Here is a 22,172-nt window from a genome sequence, read left to right as displayed (position 1 = left end):
GACTGTCTCGCTTTAGAAGCGGTGGCGCACACCGGCGCCGACAGCGGTGCTCTTCACGCCGTCGATGAAGGCGTAGTCCTTGGCGTACGACGCGTAGGTGTACACGTTGGTGCGCTTGGACAGGTCGTAGGTGTAACCCACGCTCCAGACGTTCATCTTCTCGTCGTCGCCCGTCAGACGGTCGTTCGACGGATCGACGAGCTGCCACGATGCGAACAGGCTGCTCGCGCCACCGATCGGGGCGGTCGCGCCGACCATGTAGGCGTTGGCCTTGAAGCCGTCCACGAAGCGGTTGTTGCCGAACAGGTCGGACAGCGGCGTGCCGGCGGGCAGGTCCTGGCCACCGAACCAGCCGTCGGTCGTGCGGGCGTAGGCGGCCGCCAGCTTGACCACTTCGAAGTCGTACGTCGCGCCCAGCGAGTACTGACGCGGCGTGGCGCTGTCGGCATCGGCTTGCGAGCTGCGGTTGCTGCCGTTGAGCTGTTCGTACGTGGCGGTCACGTTCAGCGGACCCTGCATGTAGCGCACGCCGGCGGTGATGCCGCGCGTGTTGTCGGGCGTGGCGAAGCCCGATTCGTCGCCGTTGTTGCCGTCCACGTTGAACGAATAGCCCACGCCAACCTGGAAGCCATTCACGACGGGCGTGCGGTACATGACCATGTTGTCCCAGCGCACGGTGTTGGCCGAGGAGAAGCCGACGCCGATATTGGCTTGGGTGTAGCTGGTGTAGAACGGGTCGATGTCGGCGATCCACTTCGACGAGAGGTTCGTCTGACGGCCGAACTCCAGGACGCCCCAGGCGTCGTTGGCCAGACCGATGGTGGCCTGACGACCGAACAGGCGGCCGCCTTGGGCACGCGAACCGTCGCTCGAGTCGAAGCCGCTTTCCATCACGAATTCAGCACGCAGGCCGTCGCCGAGTTCATCGCGACCGCGCACGCCCCAACGCGATCCGTCCTGGATGCCGTTGATCATGCCGGTGCGGCTGGCGTCGTAGCCTGCGCCCTTGATTTTGTTGTAGCCAATACCGGTGTCGATGACACCATAAAGAGTGACTGACGATTCTGCGTTAGCAACACCCACGAAACCTGCCATCAGGGCGGCAACAAGCAGCGTCTTGGTCATATGTGATTCTCCGTAATCTTTAATAGTGAACAACGTGCTCGCCGTCCGAGGTGCCTGAGTTCGACGGCGGGCAGGCCCTATTGCAACAGACGCAGCAACAATGGCCCACCCTTGGGCAGGGTAATTGCCCGATAAATGCCCGAAATTGTTGTGTATACGCAACCGATGGCAGCGAAATGCCGTCGTATTTTGTTGCATGAATCGCGCTGCCGGCCTTTTTCAGCGCGTCGCGGCGTGCGGGCTTGCGGGCTGAGCGGCAACGGGCGCGGCGTCGTGCGCGTAGCGGTTGGGAATCAGCAGCACGAACACCCCGGCCAGTACCGCTGCGCCCGCGAACGTGTAGAAGTTCCAGGCGATCGGCAACTGCAGGCTCGCAAGATAGCCGCCCAACACGGGCCCGCTCATGGCGCCCACGCGGGCGAAGCTGAGCGCCCAGCCGGTCGCGGCACTGCGGGCGTGCGCGGGGTAGTAGTTGGTGAGGTAGCCGGTCAGGATCAACGACGACGAAATGCTGCCCACGCCGGCCAGCGCGACCAGCATGTAGTTCACCGTCAGTCCGCTGTTGAAGGTGAGGCAGAAGATGCCGGCGCCGCCGAGCAGATAGAAAAGCGCGACGATGCGGCGCGGCTCCGTCTTGTCGGCGATCTGGCCCAGGATGATCCCGCCTATCGCCGAGGCGAGGCTGAACACCAGCAGGAACGAGAGGCTCGAGCCCAGGTCGTAGCCATTCTTGCGCATGATCTGCGGCAGCCAGGTGTTCAGGCCATAGACCAGCATCATGCCCAGAAACAGCGCGCCCCAGAAACACAGGGTCGCGCGCAGGTGACGGGTGGCGAAGATGGCGCGCATGATGTCCTGCCATGTCGCCGTCGACGCGACGCGCTCGCGCGGCGCGAAGGCTTCCAGCGAAGTGATGCCGAGACGATGTGCCTGAGCGCGCGCTTCGTCCACGCGCCCTTTGGCGAGCAGGTACTCGATCGACTCGGGCAGGTAGCGCGCCATGAACGGCACCGCGAGCAAGGGCAGGGCGCCGACCGCAATCACCCCGCGCCAGCCGATCTGCGGCAGCAGCGCCATCGCCACGGCGGCCGAGCACAGGATGCCCAGCGAGTAGCCGGAATACATGATCCCGTAATTGAAGCCGCGGCGCGCCGGGGGCGAAAACTCGATGGTCAGCGCGGCCGCGACCGGGATCACCCCGCCCAGCCCGAGTCCGCCGATGAAACGGAAGGCAGCGAACCAATTCGGCGTGGGCGCCCATGCCGCGCCGATCATGGTCAGCGAGAACAGCGTGACGCAGCCCAGCAGCATGCGGCGGCGGCCAAGCAGGTCGCTCGCCATGCCGACCGCGAACGAACCGACGAACATCCCCGCCAGCGCATAGCTGCTGAGGACGCCGGCCTGCAGGGATCCGAGGTTCCAGTTTTTGTCTTCGATCAGCGCCGGCAGAACGGCGCCCATGACGCCCACGTCGTAGCCTTCGAAAAGAATGGCCAGGCCGCAGATGAGAAGCACGATATGAGTGGTGCGCGCGGGCGTGGTCCAGGGCGCGGTGGATGCTGCTTGTTGCATGACGTTCCCGATGTGATGTTATGAAGGCTCATCGTCACCGGCGTCGCTCAACCATGCCGGTTCGATCGCCCGGATAATTTAGGTTTGAACTATATAACTGTCAATCAATGACGACCCTGCCCACGCGCGGCTGAAAGCTATCGCTCAATCTGTAAACGCGCTTGACAGCACTCGGCGCCGAGCGCAGCATCGAGTCATGCTCAGTGCACTCGCAACCGATGCGGGCGGCCATGACTGCGGGGGCTTCAGGCGCAATGCCGGGCTCTCATCACGGCGCAGGTCCGCAACAGCAAACGCTGGTCGACGCGCGATCCGCAGAGCACAAAGCCCCGATACCTTCGGGGCTTTCGCATTTCGGGGCTCTCTATTCACGGCCCGCCGCATCGTTACGGTTTCGGCTGCTCGTGCACCGCCGATCGCGGATCGCTCGTGTCAGGCGTTGGTCGTGCGCCCATCGCGTCGGAGCAGCGGCCAGAAGCAGAGCGCGCCCACGGTCCATACGACAACAGCAGACCAGCACGTCTGACTCAGGAAGTGCGCGCCCTGCCCGATACGCAGCGCGGCGAACAGGCTGCCCAGCAGCACTCCCGCGATCAGGCCTCCCCAGCGAAGGCGCGGCTTCCCGGCGGCCCAACCGAAGAAGTACAGCAAGCCCACGGCGAAGCCCGACGCGGCATGATGGCTGGGCAGTGCATGCCCCGCCGGCTGCCCGGCGCCGGCCCAGAACTGCGCAGGCCACGCGAGGGTGCCGCCGAATTCGCTCAGCGCGTAAGGGCGGGGCAGGGCGGTGAGTTGCTTCAGCATGGCCACGCACAGTGGCGAGAGCGCCATCGCCGCCAGCAGGGCGAGTGCCAGGCCCCGCCAGCGTTTCAACGCCGGCCGGACGAATCCCGCCGCCAACAAAAACAGTGCGGCGGCGGCGAGTAGCGCAGGGATCGCGCGTAGCGCCTGATGCCCGATGGCATCCAGGACGGGCGCCTGCTGCAACGCGAAGCGGGCCTGGTCCGCGTCGTACAACCGATGCGCCACGTACGCATCCAGTCCGCTCTGCTGGACCCAACAGGCGAGCAGCGCAAGCAGGAGCGGAACCAGCACCACGTGACCACGGCGATAGGACGTGATCCAGGACCGGCGAACCGGCACGGAAACGGGCAGTGGCGTGACGGACATGGCGTAACCGGGTGGATGAGGTACGCCATGCTAGTCGGGCACGGATCGAAAATTCGTCAAATCCCGGCGCGCGCGATCCCGGGATTGCACGCGTTGGATGAGCAGCGGCTCGCCGCTTCAGCGATGGACGTCGGCGCGGGCTGCGGCGAGTTCGTCCTGGGCCTCTTTGAGTTTGCGCTCGGCCTTCTGGATGTCTTTGCGTTTGCCTTCCGCCTTTTCCTCGGCGAGTTCTTCTTCGCGTTCTTTTACCTTTTTCTCGGCATCGCGCACCTTCTCCTGGCGTTCGCGCTGCAGGCTCGCATCGTCGCAGTCTTGCGCCGCGGCCAGCGCCTTCTCGAGGCCGCGCACCCGGTTGCTGTTGCCATGCTCACGGGCATGCGTGAGTTCGCGTTCGATGGATTGCTTCTTGGCGGCGCAACCTCGCAGCGGGCTCTCTTGCGCGAGCGCGGTGCTGGAGGCGAGGGCGCTGCCCAGCACGAACGAGGCGAGTGTGATCCGGCGCAACAAAGGGTTCATGAGACGCATCCTGGGGCAATGGAGCTTTAAAGCATAGCCCCCGCTCGTGTTGCCGCCAAGCGTTGCCACGTGCACAATCGGCAAGGGCGGCCGCCGTGGCCGTGGCCATCCGCTGGAGTCCTGATGTCCGATGCCTCTCATGCCGCCTTGCCTGTGCTCGATGCGCGCGAACGCGTGACCCTCTCTCATGGCGCGCACACCGCCGAGTTCGCGCCCCGCGCCGGAGGCCGCCTCACCGCATTGCGCACCGGCGACCATGACTGGATCGTGCCGATCACCGAGACCGAATGGCCGGCCACGCGGTGGCCGCGGGCCGGCTCCTATCCTCTCGCGCCGTACTCCAACCGCATCCGTGACGGCCGCTTCGTGTTCGCCGGCGCCTCGTACCAACTCAGTTCGCTGCCCGGACGGCCTCAGGCGATCCATGGCTCGGGCGTGTATGCCGACTGGGCGGTGCGCAATGCGCAGGCAGACTCATTGGATCTGGTGCTGGTGCAACCTGCGGGCGTGCAGGATTGGCCCTGGTCGTTCGAATGCGTGCAACGCTACGTGTTGAGCGAGCGGGGTCTGGCGCTCACGCTGACGCTCACCAACACGAGCGAGCGCGATATGCCGTTCGGTTGCGGTGTGCATCCGTATTTCACGGCCGAGCGCGTGCGCATGCAGGCGCGCCGCTATTGGCCCGCCGACACGCAAGGGCTGCCGCAGTCCGGAGTGACCACGCGCGTCGACATGATCGCGCGCTCCGCCGAAGGCTGCGACACGTATCTGTCGCAGTGGGGCGGGCGTGCGCTGCTGGAATGGCCGGAGGGGCATCGCCTCTCGCTCGAGGCGGACCCCGCCTTCGAGCATCTGGTGGTGTACTCCGCGCCCAAGGCCCGCTTTCTGTGCGTCGAGCCCGTCACCAATGTGGCGGATGCGTTCAACCTCGCCGCGGCAGGCGTCCCCGATACCGGCATGCGCGTGCTCGCGCCCGGCGCGCGCTTTAGCAGTACCATGCATTTTGTCCTGCTGCCTTCCGCAGGTCAGCGGACACCCTCCTGATGCATGGCGGGCACCGTGGCCCGCGAAGGACAAGCTCATGAATCGCCGCACTTTCAGCGCCCGGCTGGCCTTGCTGGCCGGTGCCGCGCTGACGGGCAGCGCGCTGCCCGGGCTCGTGCGCGCCGGCGCGCGCGACAGCGCCCTCGACACCGACACCGATCCGCAGCGTTTGCTGGCCCGCCTGGAGGCGCGTGATGGCGGACGCCTCGGCGTCAGCGTGCTCGACACCGGCAGCGGCTGGGCACTGGCCCATCGCTCCGACGAGCGCTTTCCGATGTGCAGTACGTTCAAATGGGTGGCCGCCGCCGCGGTGCTGGCGCGCGTGGGGCGTGGCCAGGACTCGCTGGATCGCCACATCCGCTATGGCGCGACGGACCTCGTCCCGTACTCTCCGGTGACCAAGCCGCAAGTGGCGCAGGGCATGACGCTGGGCGCCTTGTGCGAGGCGGCGGTGGTGTGGAGCGATAACACCGCCGCCAATCTGATGTTGTCGACGCTGGGAGGCCCGCCGGGTATCACGGCGTACGCGCGCAGTCAGGGCGATGACCAGACCCGGCTCGATCGCATCGAGCCCGCCCTGAACGAAGCCCAACCCGGAGATCCCCGCGACACGACGACACCTCAGGCCATGTTGCGGCTGCTGCGCCGCGTGCTGCTCGAGGGTGGCCTCGAGGCGCCGCAGCGCGATCAGCTGACCGCCTGGCTGCGGGGTTGTCGTACCGGCTATACGCGGCTGCGCGCGGGGCTGCCCGCGGATTGGATCGTGGGCAATAAAACGGGCGCGGGCGAGCACGGCACCAACAACGATGTGGCGGTGATCTGGCCGCCGCGCGGCGCGCCGATTCTCGTGACCGCCTATCTCACGAATTCACCCGCGTCGCGCGATGCGCAAAACGCGCTCTTGGCCGAGACGGCGCGGATCGTCGTGCACGCCGTCGTTCAGACGCGCCTGCGCGCCGGCTGAGCTGTTTGCCTCAACCTTCCCGGGCGGGCTTGGTCTTGGGGGCGTCGCAGCTGAACGTGATCGTCGCTTCCTTGGGCATCAGGCCCGTGGCGCGGTTCGACGTGATCTCGGGCCGTGCATATTGGCGGCCCAGGCTGGCGCAGTGATTTTCGGCTTCCTGGCGGGCCACGTTCTTGATCTCGACCCACGTCATGGCCTTGAAGCCGGCGTTGTACGAAACGCTGTAGCGTTCTTTGTCGACCTGCTGGACAGGCTTCATGCTGCCGCACGCGGTCAGCAGGGCAAGGGGCAGGAGCAGGGCAAAGCGTGAGAGCATGACGATTCCGTTGGGCGGCGCGAGGCACCGGATGATCCAGAACGCCATTACAAAGCAAATCAGGCAGGCTGCACAAGTCGGGCTGGTGGTTCAGCCGCCGAACGCATTGCGCCGATCGAGCTTGCGGCTCAGCACGATGGACGTCTGCGTCTGCTTCACGCCATCGAGCAGGCCGATGTGATCGAGCAGGTCGTCGAGTTGCTCGTGGGTCTCGCAGCGCAGGAACACCAGATAATCGTAGGGGCCGCTCACGGACGAGACCTCTTCCACCTCCGGCAGCCGTTCGAGTTCGCGGATCACGGCGGCCGGGGTTTTGGGCAGCACGCTGATGAAACAGTAGGCGCGCACCGCGGCTTCTTCGAGCCGTCGACCCAGACGCACGCCGTATCCAGCCACCACGCCATCGCGTTCCAGACGCGCAATGCGCGCCACCACCGTACTGCGCGCCAGGCCCAGTTTGCGGGCCAGGATGGCGGTGGCTTCACGGGCGTTGGCCTGCAGCAGACTCAGCAGGCGGCGGTCGATCTCATCGAGAGGTGCGGGCATGGTCGGGGTGCGAACGGGAGGTCTGGCGCACGGTAGCCCGGGGCACGAGGGCCCGTCAACGCCATGCTAGGATGCGCGCCGTATGATTGAAGCCGTACCCGAACTACGAGGTTGACCATGGATATTCAAGAACAGATCGCCGTCATCGTGCACACCGTCTCGCATCAGGGCGGCCGCATCGACGCGCTGAGCGCCACGCTGGCCGCCACCCTGCATCTCGTGAAGTCGTCGCCCGGGCTGCGCGAGGCCATCGAGGCCCAGCTCGAGCAGAATTACTCCAGCCTGTTGGCGCGCTCCGAAAATCCGCAATACGTGGCCGGGTTCGAAACGGTGCGCGACGCCGTCCAGGCCGCGCTGAAGTAGGCTGTCCTTACCTTACCGGGCACCCGCCCGAAGTTATCCACAGAACCTGTGGGTAAGCCTTGGGATATTTGCCCCGGGGTCCGGTAAAAAAGCCTTTGCATCAAGGGCTTGCTTTAATTTGATCTGGATGAGGGTTTTCCCCGGTGCTGCGCAAGCCGTGATCAGCCGATGCGCGTGCTGTCAAGGGGCGCACGCGGCGACGATCTCGCCGAGCGCGCGGATCGCCGCCTCGGTCTCCGGGACCGCCGGTTCGGTGCAACTCAATCTCAGAAAGTGGTCGTAGCGCGACGAGTTGCTGAACATCGCGCCGGGCGCCACGCGGATGCCCGCTTCCAGCGCGCGCTCGAAGACGGTCATGCCGGGCGTGCCCTCGGGGAGCTCGAGCCAGAGCAGCATGCCGCCGGCGGGCGGCGCCAGCCGCGTGCCGGCGGGGAAGTGCCGCGCCACGGCCTCGGCCACGTGCGCCCGCTGCTGGCGGAGCTGCTGGCGCAGGCGCGCCAGATGGCGATCGTAGGCCTTCGTGCTCATGTATTCGGCCACCGCGATCTGTGCGAGCGGCTCGTTGGGACGACTCTGCGCAAACTTGAACATGGCCATGCGCTCGTGCCAGCGCCCGCCCATGGTCCAGCCCAGGCGCATCGCGGGTGCGAGCGTCTTGTGCAGCGAGGCGCAGTAGATCACGTCGCCTTTGCGATCCCAGTGCTTGATCGCCAGGCTCGGGCCGTCGTCGCCCAGCGCGCCGTACGTGTCGTCTTCGATCAGGGCGATCTGCTGCGAGGTGCAGAGCTGCAGCAGCCGCTGCTTGTCTTCGTCGGACATGATGCACCCCAACGGATTCTGCAGGTTGGGCACCACCACCACGGCCCGGATGCCAGGCTGGGTGCGTAAGGCCAGCTCGAGGGCTTCGATCGATATGCCGCGCTGCGGACTCGTCGGGATTTCGAGGGCACGCAGCCCCAGGCTTTCGATGATCTGCAGCAGACCAAAGTAGGTAGGCGATTCCACGGCGATCGTATCGCCGGGGCGCGCGACGGCGCGCAGCGCCAGATTGAGCGCCTCGATGCAGCCATGGGTGACGAGCAGGTCGTCGGCATTGGCGCTGATGCCGCAGTCGAGCGCGCGGCGCGCCAGCACCGTCCGGAATTGCGGATGGCCGTGCGCGGGCGCGCGGCCCGCCAGCACGGCGGAATTCATGCGCAATGCCCGGGTCATGGCCTGACGCAGGGCCGCGTGCGGATACGACGAGGGCGGGGCGGCGGCCAGGGCGAAGTTGGTTTTGCAGTCCTGGCTCTCCGATCGGGTGATGAAATTCGCCACCCGGTCGTGGATGCCCACGTAGTTCGCCACATCGATGGGCCGGCGGATATCCGGATCCGGCACCGGCGCGAGCCGAGGGCCGGCAGGCGGCCTGACGAAATACCCCGAACGCGGCCGCGCCTCGACCAGACCGTCGTCTTCGAGCCGGCGGCACACCTGCAGCGCCGTGGTCAGGCTGACGTGATGCGTGCGCACCATGGTGCGCACCGACGGCATGCGTTGCGCCGGCGCCAGCGCGCCGGATTGGATGGCGCGCCGGTAGTAGTCGGCCAGGCGCTGATAGAGAGGCTGCGTATCCATGTGGCGATCATGCCGGCGTCTCGAGTGCGCCGACAGACACAGATATCCCAAAACACAACCATAACAGAGCTCTGCAGGCGGCGGTGTTGCGCAACAGATAGCAGTCGGGTGTGTCTGTTGCGGTTCGCGGGGGCTCCGTAATCTGACGGTACGCCATCCACATCGGAAACCGCATCATGACGTCCCCAGATTCCACCGCCGCGTCGCTTCGTACCACGACCATTTTTCTGCCCGCCGGCGCCAGCGAACGCCGCGTGCTGCGCCACGGTTCCAATGTGGTCTGTCTCGCCGGCGAGATCGAGCTGGTGCAGACCTGCGCGGAGCAGGGCGAATACACAGCGGCCTGGCCTTTGCCGTCCGAGCGCCTGCGCGAAGGCGAGTGCCGCACGATCGAATTCTCGGGGCCGGTGGTCGTGCGCGCCCAGCGCGATGCGCGGGTGGTTTATTTGCGCGCGCAACCAGTTCTGCAGCGCGTGTGGCGGGCCGGCGTGCAGGCTTTTGGAAAATGGGTTATGATTCTATTCATCAGACGCGGGGTGGAGCAGTCTGGCAGCTCGTCGGGCTCATAACCCGAAGGTCGTAGGTTCAAATCCTGCCCCCGCAACCAGTTCTTGAATGAAGCCCGGTTTCCGAACCGGGCTTTTTTCATTTCTGTTTTCGTTGCGTGGCCGATTTCCATGGTCGACCTTCCACGGTCGACCTTCCATGGCCGTTCCGGCACCGATCTCGCGCGAGAAGTACGTGCGAGCGCGTGATACGTCACTTGCGGCATCGCAAGCCGGCAGATTTTCCTGATTTGCGCCGCGACATCCTTAAGCTACCATCGGCGTTGAAGCAAAACCCGAATATCGCTCAGCCGAGAGGAGTCAGACGTGGGCACAGCAAAATACGATCACCCGGGCTTTGTAGCGGATACCGGCACCGACGGGCAGTTTCTCGTGGGTATCTGGTGCCCGCATGGCTATCCCGCGCATGTACACATCGGCCGTGTCGACGAGCACGGTCAGGCCGAAGCCCAGTTGCGGCTGCGCATTCCGGACAGCGTGTTCCAGTCGATGCCGGACGACGCGGAAACCCTTTGCCGGCGTGCGATGGGGCAGGCGGTGCGTGATCACCTGCTGACCGGCAACGAATTCCAGGAGACGCGTCTGCAGCTCGATGCGGTCCCCTGGAGTGGCCCGATGCGCGCGATGGCGCCTGCCTGAGGTCACTGCGGCAGTTGCCCACATCTGCTGTGGAAAACTGCCGCAACAACTTGCGGATAGGGCAAAAAAGTCCTGAAGTCTCCGGCACTTGCGACCGCCGGTCAAAAAATGATCAGGTTTGCCCGCAGACCTTGGTGATCGCGCCCGCGTCGCTCACGAAGGGATTGCCGTTGCCCTGCAGCTTGACGATGCGTTCGTCGCGCTGGCGCTCCCAGGCGTCGACTGGGTAGGCGCGTGCCCAGGCGCAGAAAATCCGCTGGTCTTCGCGCGACAGCTTCAGGTCATAGCGCGCCGCCATATAAAACTGGATCCGCGCGATCCGGCCGCGCACCTCTTTACGCGGCTGCACCCTCCGCTCCTTGAAGTCGACCACCGTCTGGCACTGGCCATACATCGGCGTCGGTTTGTCGGTCCAGATCGAGAACCGGAAGTTCTGGCGATCGCCATTCACTTCGCCCACCGACGGCACCAGGTTGATGAGGTCGCCCTCGGCACGCGCGAACACGGGATCGTTGTCGGTGCAGTTCTTGCGTCCGCCCGATTTGCCTTTGACCTTCTCTTGCCAGCACATGCGCTGGTGTCCCAGCACCCAGGCCGGCACCACATGCTCCCACTCGAGGCGTTCGGCACGGGTCTGTTGTTTGCGCGGTTCGTACCCGCAGCTCTTGAGGTCCATCTCCTTGCCCGTGTACGGACAGCCGCAATAGAAGTCCTGCTCGAGTCCGCGATACACGCGCGGCAGCACCTTCTTCGCGTTGCGGAAATCGCGTGGACCGACCGCATCGGGGCGGGTGACGAGGTCCGCGAAGACGGGGGCGGCGGGAGCCCCCAGAATGAAGCCCGCCAAAACTGCAACAGCTAAACGTTTCATGGCGCGGCATTTTATGTTTTTTGGCGAGGATGTGTGCCAGTCGCCATGCACTGCGGTATTCTGGTTGCATCCGGCCCCCTGGTTTCGGGTGGCCGGTACTAACCGCTTTGTCTAGCCGCTTCCCTGAAAGGAGATAGTTCATGAAGAACCGAGTTTTTCTGGTTGTGATGTTGGCCGTTGCCGCTGTCACGGCGGGATGCAATACCGTCCAAGGAGCAGGCAAGGACATCGAGCGCGGTGGCGAAAAGATCCAGGGAGCCGCGCAGCGCTAACACAGGCTCGCGGTGAGTCCACCGCAAGGCCGGTGGCGAGGGGGCATTCAAACGCTCCCTGGCCACCGGCCTTTTTCGTGCGCCGATGGCGCAGCCGGAGGCCCCCCTTTTTCCGCCGGGCCGCCCCAAGGAAAAAGCGCCCCCTCGGGGGGCAGCAAGCCGAAGGCGCAGCGTGGGGGCCCTTTTTCCGCCGGGCCGCCCCAAGGAAAAAGCGCCCCCTCGGGGGGCAGCAAGCCGAAGGCGCAGCGTGGGGGCAAGTTCCGCTCTAGCTTTGATGCATAATCGCGGCGTTGAGCGTCGATTGCAGGAGAGACTATGCGCAAGCAGGCGGGTTTGATGGCGGCCGTGGCACTGACGGTCTTGGCGGGGTGCGCGGGCACGGGCCTGCGGGAAGAGCCCGGCGTCAAGGAGACCTTCGAGGTCCAGGCCGATTTCAATGCGGCATATCGGCGCGCGGTGCAGTACGTGCGGGTCTGCCACGAGCAGCGTGCGCATCCCTACGGCGCGGCCTACGTGGCCAAGACGGCGGAAGGCGAGAAGGGCGATCCGAACGAAGTGCGCGTGTATCGCAGCACAGAGCCGGCCAAGTTGCTCGAGCTGATCCAGGCCTTGCCGTCGGAGCAGCCGGGTCGTTCCAACGTCACGGTCACGGTCCTCGACACGGGGATCTGGGATCGCGACGAGATCGCCGCGGCACGCCAGTCGATCCAGTCGGCCACCCCGGTGTGCCGCAAGCTGGGCTGATCGCCGCACCATGACGACGTTGCCGGATCAGGAGCGTGGTCGCGGATTTGCCCTGGTCGCGGCGGGCGCTCGCCCGCTCACGTGGCTCAACGGCGGCGCGGCGCTCTTGCTGGCCGCCTTTTCGCTGGGCATCGTCGGGGGCGAGTTCGAGCCGCCCGACCTCGATATTCCACTCATGGCTTTTCTGGCCGGCTTCGTCTGCAGCGGCCTGGTGTCGCTGCTCGCGGCGCTGGCCGCGCGCCAGGTGTCGCGGCGCGGTGCCGCCCAGCGGCGCGGGGCTCTGTTCTGGCCCGCGCTGGCGCTGATGACGCTGTTCTATATCGCGGCCCTGCTGAGCTTTCTGGCGGGTTGCTGGTTTGCAACGGGTGCTCCAATCGGCGGCGATGTCGGAACGGACACGGTATACGCAGACGTGCGTTTCCTGACGGGCTGATGGCTTGAATCCGCTGGACTTGGCGTTTTTGGGCGATTAATATGCGCATTGCGTACATTACCCATCCAGCTCCCCGAGGCCCTCATGTCCGTCTCCCAGCAAGCCTTCCTGCGCGACGCAATGCGCCGCCTGAACCTCACTCGTGACGTTTTCGCTGCCCGTATCGGCGTGAAGCGCCGCGCGCTCGACACCTGGCTGCTGCCGGAGGGCTCGCAGGAGTTCCGGGCCATGCCCGAGGTGGTGGAGCGCTTTGTCGGCGAGATCGTTCAAAACCGCGACCTTCTCGAAAAGTATACGCAGAGCGCACAGGCCGGCCCGCTGCGTGAGCGCATCGCGGTCGACGGCAAGCCGCAACTGCTCTCCGTGGATCAGTTCACCCGCGAGTCGGTCGAGGACCTGTTCCGCGTGGCCGACATGATGCAGCCCATCGCACGACGCCAGAAGGTGTCGCGCGTCCTGGAGGGGGCGGTGCTGGGTAATCTGTTTTTCGAGGCCAGCACGCGCACCCGCGTGAGTTTCGGCTCGGCGTTCTGCCGTCTGGGCGGCTCGGTTTGCGACACGACCGGCTTCACGTTTTCGTCCATGGCCAAGGGCGAGTCGATCTACGACACGAGCCGCGTGATGAGCGGCTACGTAGACGCGATGGTGATTCGCCACCCCGACCAGGGCTCGGTGGCCGAGTTCGCGCAAGCGACCAATATCCCGGTGGTGAACGGTGGCGATGGCCCGGGCGAGCACCCGAGCCAGGCGCTGCTGGATCTCTACACCATCCTCACCGAGTTTTCCCGCCTGGGCAAGCTGCTCGATGGCGCGCACATCGCGATGGTCGGCGACCTCAAGTATGGCCGCACGGTGCATTCGCTCATCAAGCTGCTGGCGCTCTACAAGGGTGTGAAGTTCACGCTCGTGTCGCCTCCCGGCCTGGAAATGCCGCAATACATCCTCGAGCAGGCGAGCCGCAACGGCAACGTGATCGAGCAAAAGAGCTCGCTGGCCGACGGCCTGGCCGGCGCCGACGTAATCTACGCCACGCGCGTGCAAAAGGAGCGCTTCGCCAACGAGGAGAGCGCCGAGGGCTATACCGCCGATTTCCAGGTCAGCCGCCCCATCATCGACGCCTACTGCGGTCCCGATACCATCGTGATGCACCCGCTGCCGCGCGACAGCCGCCCGGGCGCCAATGACCTCAGCAACGATCTCAACCACGACCCGCGCCTGGCGATATTCCGCCAGACCGACAACGGCATCCCGATCCGCATGGCGATTTTCGCGGTGCTGCTGGGCGTCGAGGGGCTGGTGCAGCATTCGATGCGCGACGTGACCTGGAAGCACCCCTCCCACATCGGCCCGGACGACTCCGTCTTCCACGGGCTCGATTGATCGGACGTCCGTGGGCGCGCGGTTCGATCCGCGCACCGCAATGAAAAAAGCCGCGCGGTGCAACCGCGCGGCTTTTTTTGTGCTTGCGTGGAGAGACGTCAGATTTTCTTTTCGCCGCCGAGCGCTTCGACCAGATCGGTCATGAGCTTCGACAGTTCGCCGGTCATGAGCACCATGTCGGACTCGAACTTCTCATCGTCGTTCTGCGAGACCGTGTCGGCGTTTTCCTTGAGCACGTCGAGCGGCGCGACGCGTTTGACGTCCATGGCTTCGGTCAGCACGAAAGAGACGCGATCGGCCCAGGTCATGGCCAGACGGGTGCATTGCTTGCCCGACTGGATATGACGGCGGACGTCGTCGGCGTCGATGGAGTGCTTCACGTAGCGGATCGCCGCACGGCTTTCGCCGGACGCGCGCAGCTCGGTGTCCTGGTCGATCGAGAAGTTGCTGGGCGCTTCGTCTTCGGCCAGCCAACCCGTCATGGCGGCGGCAGGCGACTGCGTCACGTACAGGTTCTCGAGCGGCAGCGGGTCGACGGACTTCACCAGCAGGCCGATGACTTCATCCGCCTTGGCCGAGGCCGCGGCATCGATGACCAGCCAATGATTGACGGTGTCGATCCAGACGCGGGTGTCGCGATAGACGCTGAATGCGCGCGGGAGGAGTTCGTCGGTGACGCGCTCCTTGAGCTCTTTCATCTGCTTGCGGCCGGGCTTGTAGCCCTGCTGCTCTTCGATTTCGAGCGCGCGCGCCTTCGTGACCTGGTTGACCACGGTGCTCGGCAGCAGCTTCTTCTCGGCGCGCAGCGTCAGCAGGATCTGGCCGTTCACCACATGGGCCAGCCCCCCGTTTTCGCGCGGAGGAATCCAGCCCAGGCTTTGCATTTCCAGGTTGTTGCCGCTTTGGTAGGCGTGCCGGGCAAGGCTTTCTTCAAGCTGCTCGCCGGTCAGTGTCCAGGGCGAGGACAGTCGGTAGATCTTGAGATTCTTGAACCACATGGCTTCGGGCAAAAGGGTCGATTCTATACGACAGGGCCTGCGCGCGGGGTTTGTATCTTGGGTGTCAGCGGCGACACGCTCTGTCACTGAAAGGGCGTACGCGTTCCGGTAATGTCCCTGACATCATTCACCGCAGAAAGAGGAGTGCCATGAAACCTGCAACCATAATTGGTGCTGTTCTGATCGTGCTGGGCGCTGCCGCGCTCGTGTACAAGGGCTTTAACTACACCTCCGAGGAAACCGTGCTGCAAGTCGGATCCGTGAAGGCCACGGCCGAAACCGAGAAGTCCGTGCCGATTCCGAGCTGGGCTGGCATCGTGGCCATCGTGGCGGGGGTGTTGGTGATCGGCGTGGGGATGCGCCGCTAAGTGCCATCTGCGCATCGAGACCGCCTGCGGGCGGTCTTTTTTTTGCCCGGCGGTAAGAGAAACCGGCCGCACAAAAAAAGACGGCCCGGCTAGCGCCGGGCCGATACGGGGCACACGATACCGCGTCATAAAAAGGCTCGCGGGGAACGCGGTATCGGTGTCAGAGTACTGGCCCTGCAAACTCCGTACAGGGGATCGTTTGTCCGGAGAACAACGCAAGGCCGTGATCTGAGAGGCCAGTCTAATCGTGAGGGTCTGACAGCGTCCTGAATCCTGGCCAGGTACTGCGTCGACGGTCCGCGGCGCTGAAGGGCGGGGGGGCGCGGGCCACGGCGCAGCGCGATGTCACCGAGCCCCTGCGCGCGGGCAAAAAAAAAGCTCCGTGAGGAGCTTTGAAGGGCCGAGTCGGCGCAGCGGTCCGACCCGGCGGGGGAAATTCCCGGCTTATGCGTTGATGTCGTTGTTCTTGGTTTCTCGCACGAACAGGGTGCCGATGACGAGGGTCATGACGGCGATGATGATGGGATACCAGAGGCCATCGTAGATGTTGCCCGTGGCAGCCACGACCGCGAAGGCGACCGGAGGCAGGAAGCCGCCGAACCAGCCGTTACCGATGTGGTACGGCAAGCTCATCGAGGTGTAGCGGATGCGGGTGGGGAACATCTCGACCAGCATGGCGGCGATCGGCCCGTACACCATCGTGACGTAGATCACGAGGATGGTCAGCATCACGACGACCATGACGTTGTTCGACTGTGCCGGATCCGCCTTGGCCGGATAGCCGTGGGCACGGATCGCGGTGGTCAGGGACTTGTCGAGCTCGGAGACCTTGGCCTTGAACTCGGCGGGTGCCATGCCTGCGCCGTCGAACGAATTGAACTGGTCGTTGCCGATCTTGACGATGGCCGTCGAGCCAGCCGGCGCGGCCTGGTTGTCGTAGTTCACGGCGTTGCGGGCCATGAACGACTTGACCACGTCGCAAGAGCTGGTGAAGGCGGCGGTGCCGACCGGGTTGAACTGGAACGAGCACGTGGCCGGATCCGCGATCACCGTCACGGGGGCGGTGGCTTGAGCACGCTCGAGCGCCGGGTTGGCGTAGTGCGTGATGGCCTTGAAGATCGGGAAGTAGGTCAGCGCTGCGATCAGGCAGCCCGCCATGATGATCGGCTTGCGCCCGATCTTGTCGGACAGTGCCCCGAACACGACGAAGAACGGCGTGCCGATGAGCAGCGCGATCGCGATCATGATGTTGGCGGTGTTCGCGTCGACCTTGAGCGTCTGTGTCAGGAAGAACAGGGCGTAGAACTGCCCGGTGTACCAGACCACGGCCTGGCCGGCGGTCAGGCCGAGCAGGGCGAGCAGAACGACCTTCAGGTTGCGCCATTCACCGAACGATTCCTTGATCGGCGCCTTCGAGCCCTTGCCTTCTTCCTTCATGCGCTTGAAGGTGGGGGACTCGTTGAGCTGCAGACGGATCCACACGGAGATACCGAGCAGCACGACCGAGATCAGGAACGGAATGCGCCAGCCCCACTCGCGGAAGGCTTCTTCGCCCATCGCGGTGCGCACGCCCAGAATGACCAGCAGCGACAGGAACAGGCCCAGCGTCGCGGTCGTCTGAATCCAGCTGGTGTAAAAGCCGCGGCGGCCATGCGGCGCATGCTCGGCCACGTAGGTGGCCGCGCCGCCGTACTCACCGCCCAGCGCCAGGCCTTGCAGCAGACGCAGGATGATCAGGATGGCGGGTGCGGCGATACCGATGCTGGCGTAGCTCGGCAGAATGCCGACCAGGAAGGTCGACACACCCATCAGAACGATGGTCACGAGGAAGGTGTATTTGCGACCGACCAGGTCACCGAGACGGCCGAACACGAGCGCGCCGAACGGACGCACGGCAAAACCCGCGGCAAAGGCGAGCAGGGCGAAGATGAAGCCCGCGGTGGGGTTCACGCCCGAGAAAAAGTGTTGCGCGATGATGGCCGCGAGCGAGCCATACAGGTAGAAGTCGTACCACTCGAAAACGGTGCCGAGCGACGACGCGAAGATCACGCGGCGCTCGTTCCGGGTCATGGGACGGGTTTCAGCCGACGGCCCACCCGGCATGGTAGTTGTGCTCATGAAGTCTCCTCGGATTGCCGGCGGTGTATCCGCCGTGCGTTCTACCCGGTGCCTGTTTGGGGGTGGCGTCGAGCTCATGACAAGGTAGGACCCGAGGCTGACGAGGTTCTGACGTGACCCTTACCTGAATCTTAATAGTGAAACAGTATGTATCAGCTCTCCTGGGAGCTAGGTGCATACCCTGAGTTCACGTTTGTGGGTCGGAAGGCGTCGGATCGTCCTGGTACTGCGCAAAAACTACTTGAATGCGCGTGCCGGGCAGATCGGAGTGCGTCGTGGGGTGATCGTCGATCCGCACGCTCGCGCGGTGCTTCTGGGCGATCTCGCGCACGATAGCGAGACCCAGGCCGCTGCCGTCGGAAACGGTTCCGAGCACCCGATAAAACCGATCGAAGACGCGCTCGCGCTCGTGGGGCGCGATACCCGGTCCGGAGTCCTCGACTTCCACGATGGCCAGCGGATTGGGCGCCCGTACCCGCACGGTGATGTGGCCGCCCCGCGGGGTGTAGCGCAGGGCGTTATCGATCAGATTGTTCAGCAGCTCGGCCAGCAGGATGGGATTGCCATTCACGTACAGCGCCGTCGGATTGCCCTCGAAGCCGAGGTCGGTGCCGAGGTTCAGCGCCTGCGGCACCCATTGCATCGTCTGATCGTAGGCAATGGTGTTCAGATCGACGCGCGCGAGTCCGGTGGCATCGGGTGTCTCGGCGCGCGCCAGCAGCAGCAGCTGATTCACGAGGCGCGTGGCGCGTTCCGAGCCCGTGACCAGCTGACGCAGGCTCGACTGCATCTCTTCGGGGCTGGCGTCGCGCAGCGCGAGCTCGGCCTGGGTGCGCAAGCCTGCCAGGGGCGTCTTGAGCTGGTGCGCCGCGTCGGCTACGAACCGCCGCTGCGCCTCGACGTTGGCCGACAGGCGCTTGAGCAGGTCGTTCATCGCGCCCACCAGCGGCGCGATCTCCGAGGGCGCCGCGCGTTCGTCGATCGGGGAGAGGTCGTCGGGACGGCGCGCGCGCAGGCGCTGCTGCAAGGCATTGAGCGGCGCCACGCCGCGCGACAGCCCGAACCACACCAGCAGCACCGCGATCGGCAACACCACGAATTGCGGAATGATCACGCCCTTGATGATGTCGTTGGCCAACTGGGCGCGCTTTTCGACCGTCTCGGCCACGATGACGAGGGCGGGCTGGGTATCGGGCAGCTTCAGGTCGACCCAGGTGTAGGCCAGGCGCACCCCGAAGCCGCGCAGCGTGTCGTCGGCATAGAGCACGCGGCCGGGCTGCGGCTGGCCGGCCAGCGGCGGCAGGGGCAGGGCGCGGTCGCCGCCGAGGTATTCGCCACGGCTGCCCAGCGCGAGCCAGAAGACGCTGTCGGTCTCGTCGGCGCGCAGGACCTCGCGCGCGGCATCGCTCATGCGCAGCGCCGCGCGACCCTGTACCGCCTGGATCTGGTGCGTGAGCACGTTGAGGTTGTTGGCCAGCGCGCGGTCATAGGGCGCGTTGGCGATGTTCTGGGCCACTACATACGTGATGGCCACGCTCATCGGCCAGAGCAGGAACAGCGGGGCCAGCATCCAGTCGAGGATTTCGCCCAGCAGCGAGCGCTGAGGCGGCGCGAAGCTCGGCCCCTTGGCGCCGCCGCGCAGCGCCTCGAGGGCTTCGTGGTTCAGCGTTTCGGTGCGCGCCGGCTCAGCTGGCGAGGAAAGAGGCACCGTGATCCCGCTCCAGACAGTAGCCCAGGCCTCGCACGGTGATGATCTTCACGCCGCTGGGTTCGAGTTTCTTGCGCAGCCGGTGCACATAGACCTCGATGGCGTTGGTGCTGACCTCTTCGCCCCATTCGCACAGGTGGTCGACCAGCTGGGTCTTGCTGACCATGCGGCCGCTGCGGGCCAGCAGGATCTCGAGCAGGCTGACTTCGCGCGCGGAGAGATCGAGCGTCTGATCGTCGACCATGGCCACGCGGCCGGTCTGGTCGAAAGTGAGGCGGCCGTGCCGGATGACGGTGGCGCCGCCGCCCGCGCCGCGCCGGGTGAGGGCTCGCACGCGCGCCTCGAGTTCGGACAGCGCGAAAGGCTTGGCCATGTAGTCGTCGGCGCCGAGATCCAGGCCCTTGACGCGCTGCTCGATGCTATCGGCCGCGGTAAGGATCAGGACGGGCAGGACGGAGTTGCGCGCGCGCAACCGCCGCAGCACCTCGAGGCCGGTGAGCTGGGGCAGGCCGAGGTCGAGGATCAGCAGATCGAAGGGCTGGGCGGCGAGCGCGGAATCGGCGGCAAGGCCGTCGCGCACCGCGTCGACCGCATAGCCGTTGTGGCGCAGGGAGCGGGAAAGCCCGTCGGCGAGAATGCTGTCGTCTTCGGCGATGAGAATGCGCATCGAGGCTACGGAAAGGCCGGCCCGGGCGGGGGCCCGGACGTCCCGGCGATTCTGTCATAGGGGGCGAGCCTTGCCCACTCAGGGAATACGTGGAAAACTTGTCTTACTGGATTTTTATACAGTACAATTCAATGCCATAATCGCCATCGAAATTTCAGGGAGCGGGGGCGATGTGAGGGCCAGCCTGTGAGCCAGCCCGTGCCAGGGCGCCAGGCCCGCCATCCTCCGAAACCATCGTTCCGCACCCCCGCACACTCATTCAGATAGGACTCCACATGGACGACAAAACCAGCAAGGCCTCGTCGGAAAAAGCCAAGGCGCTGGCCGCGGCCCTCTCGCAGATCGAGAAGCAGTTCGGCAAGGGCTCGATCATGCGCTACGGCGATAACGAGGTCGAGCACAACATCCAGGTCGTCTCCACCGGTTCGCTGGGTCTGGACATCGCCCTGGGCGTCGGCGGTCTGCCGCGCGGCCGGGTTGTCGAGATCTACGGTCCCGAGTCCTCCGGCAAGACCACGCTCACGCTGCAGGTCATCGCCGAGATGCAAAAGATCGGTGGCACCTGCGCGTTCGTCGACGCCGAGCACGCGCTCGACGTCCAATACGCCTCCAAGCTGGGCGTCAACCTCACCGACCTGCTGATCTCGCAGCCCGACACCGGTGAACAGGCCCTCGAGATCACCGACGCGCTGGTGCGTTCGGGCTCGGTCGATCTGATCGTCATCGACTCGGTCGCGGCGCTCGTGCCCAAGGCCGAAATCGAAGGCGAGATGGGCGACTCCCTGCCCGGCCTTCAGGCTCGCCTGATGAGCCAGGCGTTGCGCAAGCTCACCGCCACGATCAAGCGCACCAATTGCATGGTGATCTTCATCAACCAGATCCGCATGAAGATCGGCGTGATGTTCGGCAACCCCGAAACCACCACCGGTGGCAATGCGCTCAAGTTCTACTCGTCCGTGCGTCTGGATATCCGCCGCATCGGTTCGATCAAGAAGGGCGACGAGGTCGTCGGCAACGAAACCCGCGTCAAGGTCGTCAAGAACAAGGTCGCGCCGCCGTTCAAGCAGGCCGAGTTCGACATCATGTACGGCCAGGGTATCTCACGTGAAGGCGAGATCATCGATCTGGGCGTGGCCGCCAACGTGGTCGACAAGTCGGGCGCCTGGTACAGCTACTCGGGCAACCGCATCGGTCAGGGCAAGGACAACGTCCGCGAATACCTGAAAGAAAACCGCCAGATGGCCATCGAGATCGAAAACAAGATCCGCGAAAACCAAGGCATCGTCAGCCGCGCGTCCGAGTTTGCGCCGACGGCCGAAGAGTCGTCCGAAGACTGATCTACGGAGACAGGGCGGTCTTTGCCTGTCTCCGGTTTCCGTCTGCGTCAGCGGGCGGCGCTTTGGGTCCAAGGCGCCGCCCGCTCTTTTTTTAGCCCGTTGTCTTTATCCTACGGCCATGAGCACGCGTTACTCCCCGCCCTCCGATCGCACCCTCGAACGCCTGGACGACGAGTTCGAGACGGTCGCGCCGCGCTCGCGGGGCCGTGCGGAGGGCGAGGGCAGCGCCACCGCGTCGGCCGCCCCGGACGTACCGGTCTATACCCGCACCTCGGAGATGCGCACGGGCGGCGCGCGGCGCCGTGCAGCCGCGCGGGGGCGTGATGACAAGGCGGGCGCCCAGCCGCCTCACGCCGACGGCGATCCCGATGCCAAGCCAAAACGCCGCGGGCCCAGCCTCAAGGGGCGTGCCGTCGGTTATCTGTCGCGGCGCGAATATACGCGTGCCGACCTCGCCCGCAAGCTCGCCCCGTACGCCGACAGCGAGGAAGAGGTCGAGCAGGTCATCGACGCTCTCACGCGCGAGGGCTGGCAGTCGGACGAGCGATTCGCGCAGAGCCTTGCGCATCGCAAGGCCTCGCGCCAAGGAACGGCGCGCATCGTCCAGGAGCTCAAGCAAAGCGGTGTGGCGGATGCCCAGATTGCCGAGGTCAAGGAGTCGCTGCGTGCCACCGAATACGAGCGCGCGCTCGATGTCTGGCGCCGGCGTTTTGGGGAGGCGCCCGCCGATCGCGCCGCTTATGCCAAACAGGCGCGGTTTCTGGCGGGGCGCGGCTTTGCTCACGACGTCATACGCCGCGTGATCGGCGCCAGCGAGCACGACGACGACTGACACGGC

23 protein-coding genes and 1 tRNA gene are annotated in these 22,172 nt (G+C 65.3%); 12 read left to right on the top strand and 12 right to left on the bottom strand.

Annotated features, from left to right (window positions below; genetic code table 11):
• Window positions 1-12: 12 nt before the first annotated feature.
• The 4 genes from CAL25_RS12375 to CAL25_RS12360 form a co-directional block, all read right to left on the bottom strand.
• Window positions 13-1,125 carry a porin gene (locus CAL25_RS12375; RefSeq protein ID WP_094800401.1) on the bottom strand — a complete coding sequence of 371 codons (1,113 nt, stop codon included), beginning with the start codon at window positions 1,123-1,125 and terminating at the stop codon, window positions 13-15.
• Between the two features lie 219 nt (window positions 1,126-1,344).
• A complete protein-coding gene (locus CAL25_RS12370; protein WP_094800400.1) occupies window positions 1,345-2,697 on the bottom strand; it encodes an MFS transporter in 1,353 nt (450 codons plus the stop codon).
• Between the two features lie 432 nt (window positions 2,698-3,129).
• Window positions 3,130-3,867, bottom strand: a complete 738-nt coding sequence (locus CAL25_RS12365; protein ID WP_094800399.1) for a phosphatase PAP2 family protein — start codon at window positions 3,865-3,867, stop codon at window positions 3,130-3,132.
• Window positions 3,868-3,984: 117 nt separating this feature from the next.
• A complete protein-coding gene (locus CAL25_RS12360; protein ID WP_094800398.1) occupies window positions 3,985-4,383 on the bottom strand; it encodes a DUF1090 domain-containing protein in 399 nt (132 codons plus the stop codon).
• A gap of 123 nt (window positions 4,384-4,506) precedes the next feature.
• Between CAL25_RS12360 and CAL25_RS12355 the strand changes: the two genes are divergently transcribed.
• Together CAL25_RS12355 and bla are read left to right on the top strand one after the other, a co-directional pair.
• Entirely contained in the window at window positions 4,507-5,427 is a 921-nt protein-coding gene (locus CAL25_RS12355) for an aldose epimerase (RefSeq protein WP_094800396.1), read from the top strand.
• A 37-nt stretch (window positions 5,428-5,464) separates the two neighbouring features.
• A complete protein-coding gene (gene bla / locus CAL25_RS12350) occupies window positions 5,465-6,391 on the top strand; it encodes a class A beta-lactamase (protein WP_094800394.1) in 927 nt (308 codons plus the stop codon).
• A gap of 10 nt (window positions 6,392-6,401) precedes the next feature.
• Here bla and CAL25_RS12345 read toward each other — a convergent pair whose 3' ends face one another.
• Window positions 6,402-6,707 carry a hypothetical protein gene (locus CAL25_RS12345; protein ID WP_094800778.1) on the bottom strand — a complete coding sequence of 102 codons (306 nt, stop codon included), beginning with the start codon at window positions 6,705-6,707 and terminating at the stop codon, window positions 6,402-6,404.
• Between the two features lie 90 nt (window positions 6,708-6,797).
• Window positions 6,798-7,253 (bottom strand): Lrp/AsnC family transcriptional regulator, encoded by a 456-nt coding sequence (locus CAL25_RS12340; protein ID WP_094800392.1) that lies wholly within the window; start codon window positions 7,251-7,253, stop codon window positions 6,798-6,800.
• 117 nt (window positions 7,254-7,370) lie between these two features.
• Between CAL25_RS12340 and CAL25_RS12335 the strand changes: the two genes are divergently transcribed.
• Window positions 7,371-7,616 carry a hypothetical protein gene (locus tag CAL25_RS12335; protein ID WP_094800390.1) on the top strand — a complete coding sequence of 82 codons (246 nt, stop codon included), beginning with the start codon at window positions 7,371-7,373 and terminating at the stop codon, window positions 7,614-7,616.
• Window positions 7,617-7,796: 180 nt separating this feature from the next.
• Here CAL25_RS12335 and CAL25_RS12330 read toward each other — a convergent pair whose 3' ends face one another.
• Window positions 7,797-9,233: a PLP-dependent aminotransferase family protein gene (locus CAL25_RS12330; protein WP_094800388.1), complete on the bottom strand. Its 1,437-nt coding sequence runs from the start codon at window positions 9,231-9,233 to the stop codon at window positions 7,797-7,799.
• A 530-nt stretch (window positions 9,234-9,763) separates the two neighbouring features.
• On the opposite strand from CAL25_RS12330, the gene CAL25_RS12325 reads away from it, so the two are divergent.
• Window positions 9,764-9,840: transfer RNA gene (locus tag CAL25_RS12325), tRNA-Met, on the top strand.
• 265 nt (window positions 9,841-10,105) lie between these two features.
• Complete coding sequence (locus tag CAL25_RS12320) at window positions 10,106-10,438, top strand: hypothetical protein (RefSeq protein ID WP_094800386.1); 333 nt, start codon at window positions 10,106-10,108, stop codon at window positions 10,436-10,438.
• Between the two features lie 112 nt (window positions 10,439-10,550).
• On the opposite strand, the gene CAL25_RS12315 is transcribed toward CAL25_RS12320, so the two are convergent.
• A complete protein-coding gene (locus CAL25_RS12315; RefSeq protein ID WP_094800384.1) occupies window positions 10,551-11,309 on the bottom strand; it encodes an endonuclease in 759 nt (252 codons plus the stop codon).
• A 140-nt stretch (window positions 11,310-11,449) separates the two neighbouring features.
• Here CAL25_RS12315 and CAL25_RS12310 point away from each other — a divergent pair, with 140 nt between their 5' ends.
• The 4 genes from CAL25_RS12310 to CAL25_RS12295 all read left to right on the top strand — a co-directional run bounded on the left by CAL25_RS12310 (window position 11,450) and on the right by CAL25_RS12295 (window position 14,138).
• Entirely contained in the window at window positions 11,450-11,581 is a 132-nt protein-coding gene (locus tag CAL25_RS12310; protein ID WP_094800382.1) for an entericidin A/B family lipoprotein, read from the top strand.
• A gap of 315 nt (window positions 11,582-11,896) precedes the next feature.
• Window positions 11,897-12,325, top strand: a complete 429-nt coding sequence (locus CAL25_RS12305) for a BPTD_2524 family lipoprotein (protein WP_094800380.1) — start codon at window positions 11,897-11,899, stop codon at window positions 12,323-12,325.
• A 10-nt stretch (window positions 12,326-12,335) separates the two neighbouring features.
• Window positions 12,336-12,758 (top strand): hypothetical protein, encoded by a 423-nt coding sequence (locus tag CAL25_RS12300; RefSeq protein ID WP_212590907.1) that lies wholly within the window; start codon window positions 12,336-12,338, stop codon window positions 12,756-12,758.
• A gap of 84 nt (window positions 12,759-12,842) precedes the next feature.
• Window positions 12,843-14,138, top strand: coding sequence for an aspartate carbamoyltransferase (locus CAL25_RS12295; RefSeq protein WP_094800378.1), 1,296 nt, complete (start codon window positions 12,843-12,845; stop codon window positions 14,136-14,138).
• 98 nt (window positions 14,139-14,236) lie between these two features.
• On the opposite strand, the gene CAL25_RS12290 is transcribed toward CAL25_RS12295, so the two are convergent.
• Window positions 14,237-15,136 carry a recombination-associated protein RdgC gene (locus tag CAL25_RS12290; RefSeq protein ID WP_094800776.1) on the bottom strand — a complete coding sequence of 300 codons (900 nt, stop codon included), beginning with the start codon at window positions 15,134-15,136 and terminating at the stop codon, window positions 14,237-14,239.
• A gap of 149 nt (window positions 15,137-15,285) precedes the next feature.
• On the opposite strand from CAL25_RS12290, the gene CAL25_RS12285 reads away from it, so the two are divergent.
• A complete protein-coding gene (locus CAL25_RS12285; protein WP_094800376.1) occupies window positions 15,286-15,504 on the top strand; it encodes a hypothetical protein in 219 nt (72 codons plus the stop codon).
• A gap of 444 nt (window positions 15,505-15,948) precedes the next feature.
• Here CAL25_RS12285 and CAL25_RS12280 read toward each other — a convergent pair whose 3' ends face one another.
• The 3 genes from CAL25_RS12280 to CAL25_RS12270 form a co-directional block, all read right to left on the bottom strand.
• On the bottom strand, window positions 15,949-17,622 hold the full coding sequence (locus CAL25_RS12280) for an MFS transporter (RefSeq protein WP_094800374.1): 1,674 nt from the start codon (window positions 17,620-17,622) through the stop codon (window positions 15,949-15,951).
• Window positions 17,623-17,809: 187 nt separating this feature from the next.
• Window positions 17,810-19,192, bottom strand: a complete 1,383-nt coding sequence (locus tag CAL25_RS12275) for a sensor histidine kinase (RefSeq protein WP_094800775.1) — start codon at window positions 19,190-19,192, stop codon at window positions 17,810-17,812.
• 115 nt (window positions 19,193-19,307) lie between these two features.
• Window positions 19,308-19,997, bottom strand: coding sequence for a response regulator transcription factor (locus tag CAL25_RS12270; protein WP_094800372.1), 690 nt, complete (start codon window positions 19,995-19,997; stop codon window positions 19,308-19,310).
• Between the two features lie 275 nt (window positions 19,998-20,272).
• Here CAL25_RS12270 and recA point away from each other — a divergent pair, with 275 nt between their 5' ends.
• Together recA and recX are read left to right on the top strand one after the other, a co-directional pair.
• Entirely contained in the window at window positions 20,273-21,334 is a 1,062-nt protein-coding gene (recA, locus tag CAL25_RS12265) for a recombinase RecA (RefSeq protein ID WP_094800370.1), read from the top strand.
• 118 nt (window positions 21,335-21,452) lie between these two features.
• Window positions 21,453-22,166 (top strand): recombination regulator RecX, encoded by a 714-nt coding sequence (recX, locus tag CAL25_RS12260; RefSeq protein WP_094800368.1) that lies wholly within the window; start codon window positions 21,453-21,455, stop codon window positions 22,164-22,166.
• The last annotated feature ends 6 nt before the right edge of the window (window positions 22,167-22,172 follow it).

The sequence above is a fragment of the Bordetella genomosp. 5 genome (genome assembly GCF_002261315.1).
GTDB lineage: Bacteria > Pseudomonadota > Gammaproteobacteria > Burkholderiales > Burkholderiaceae_B > Bordetella.
This window is presented reverse-complemented; position numbering and strand designations above follow the sequence as displayed.

Coding starts and splice junctions, on each gene's coding strand:
- CAL25_RS12280 (WP_094800374.1), bottom strand. CDS start 17,622: ATGAGCACAACTACCATGCCGGGTGGGCCGTCGGCTGAAACCCGTCCC.
- CAL25_RS12310 (WP_094800382.1), top strand. CDS start 11,450: ATGAAGAACCGAGTTTTTCTGGTTGTGATGTTGGCCGTTGCCGCTGTC.
- bla (WP_094800394.1), top strand. CDS start 5,465: ATGAATCGCCGCACTTTCAGCGCCCGGCTGGCCTTGCTGGCCGGTGCC.
- CAL25_RS12270 (WP_094800372.1), bottom strand. CDS start 19,997: ATGCGCATTCTCATCGCCGAAGACGACAGCATTCTCGCCGACGGGCTT.
- CAL25_RS12360 (WP_094800398.1), bottom strand. CDS start 4,383: ATGAACCCTTTGTTGCGCCGGATCACACTCGCCTCGTTCGTGCTGGGC.
- CAL25_RS12305 (WP_094800380.1), top strand. CDS start 11,897: ATGCGCAAGCAGGCGGGTTTGATGGCGGCCGTGGCACTGACGGTCTTG.
- CAL25_RS12370 (WP_094800400.1), bottom strand. CDS start 2,697: ATGCAACAAGCAGCATCCACCGCGCCCTGGACCACGCCCGCGCGCACC.
- CAL25_RS12290 (WP_094800776.1), bottom strand. CDS start 15,136: ATGTGGTTCAAGAATCTCAAGATCTACCGACTGTCCTCGCCCTGGACA.
- CAL25_RS12295 (WP_094800378.1), top strand. CDS start 12,843: ATGTCCGTCTCCCAGCAAGCCTTCCTGCGCGACGCAATGCGCCGCCTG.
- CAL25_RS12315 (WP_094800384.1), bottom strand. CDS start 11,309: ATGAAACGTTTAGCTGTTGCAGTTTTGGCGGGCTTCATTCTGGGGGCT.
- CAL25_RS12365 (WP_094800399.1), bottom strand. CDS start 3,867: ATGTCCGTCACGCCACTGCCCGTTTCCGTGCCGGTTCGCCGGTCCTGG.
- CAL25_RS12300 (WP_212590907.1), top strand. CDS start 12,336: ATGACGACGTTGCCGGATCAGGAGCGTGGTCGCGGATTTGCCCTGGTC.
- CAL25_RS12340 (WP_094800392.1), bottom strand. CDS start 7,253: ATGCCCGCACCTCTCGATGAGATCGACCGCCGCCTGCTGAGTCTGCTG.
- CAL25_RS12330 (WP_094800388.1), bottom strand. CDS start 9,233: ATGGATACGCAGCCTCTCTATCAGCGCCTGGCCGACTACTACCGGCGC.
- CAL25_RS12355 (WP_094800396.1), top strand. CDS start 4,507: ATGTCCGATGCCTCTCATGCCGCCTTGCCTGTGCTCGATGCGCGCGAA.
- CAL25_RS12345 (WP_094800778.1), bottom strand. CDS start 6,707: ATGCTCTCACGCTTTGCCCTGCTCCTGCCCCTTGCCCTGCTGACCGCG.
- recX (WP_094800368.1), top strand. CDS start 21,453: ATGAGCACGCGTTACTCCCCGCCCTCCGATCGCACCCTCGAACGCCTG.
- recA (WP_094800370.1), top strand. CDS start 20,273: ATGGACGACAAAACCAGCAAGGCCTCGTCGGAAAAAGCCAAGGCGCTG.
- CAL25_RS12375 (WP_094800401.1), bottom strand. CDS start 1,125: ATGACCAAGACGCTGCTTGTTGCCGCCCTGATGGCAGGTTTCGTGGGT.
- CAL25_RS12335 (WP_094800390.1), top strand. CDS start 7,371: ATGGATATTCAAGAACAGATCGCCGTCATCGTGCACACCGTCTCGCAT.
- CAL25_RS12285 (WP_094800376.1), top strand. CDS start 15,286: ATGAAACCTGCAACCATAATTGGTGCTGTTCTGATCGTGCTGGGCGCT.
- CAL25_RS12275 (WP_094800775.1), bottom strand. CDS start 19,192: ATGCTGGCCCCGCTGTTCCTGCTCTGGCCGATGAGCGTGGCCATCACG.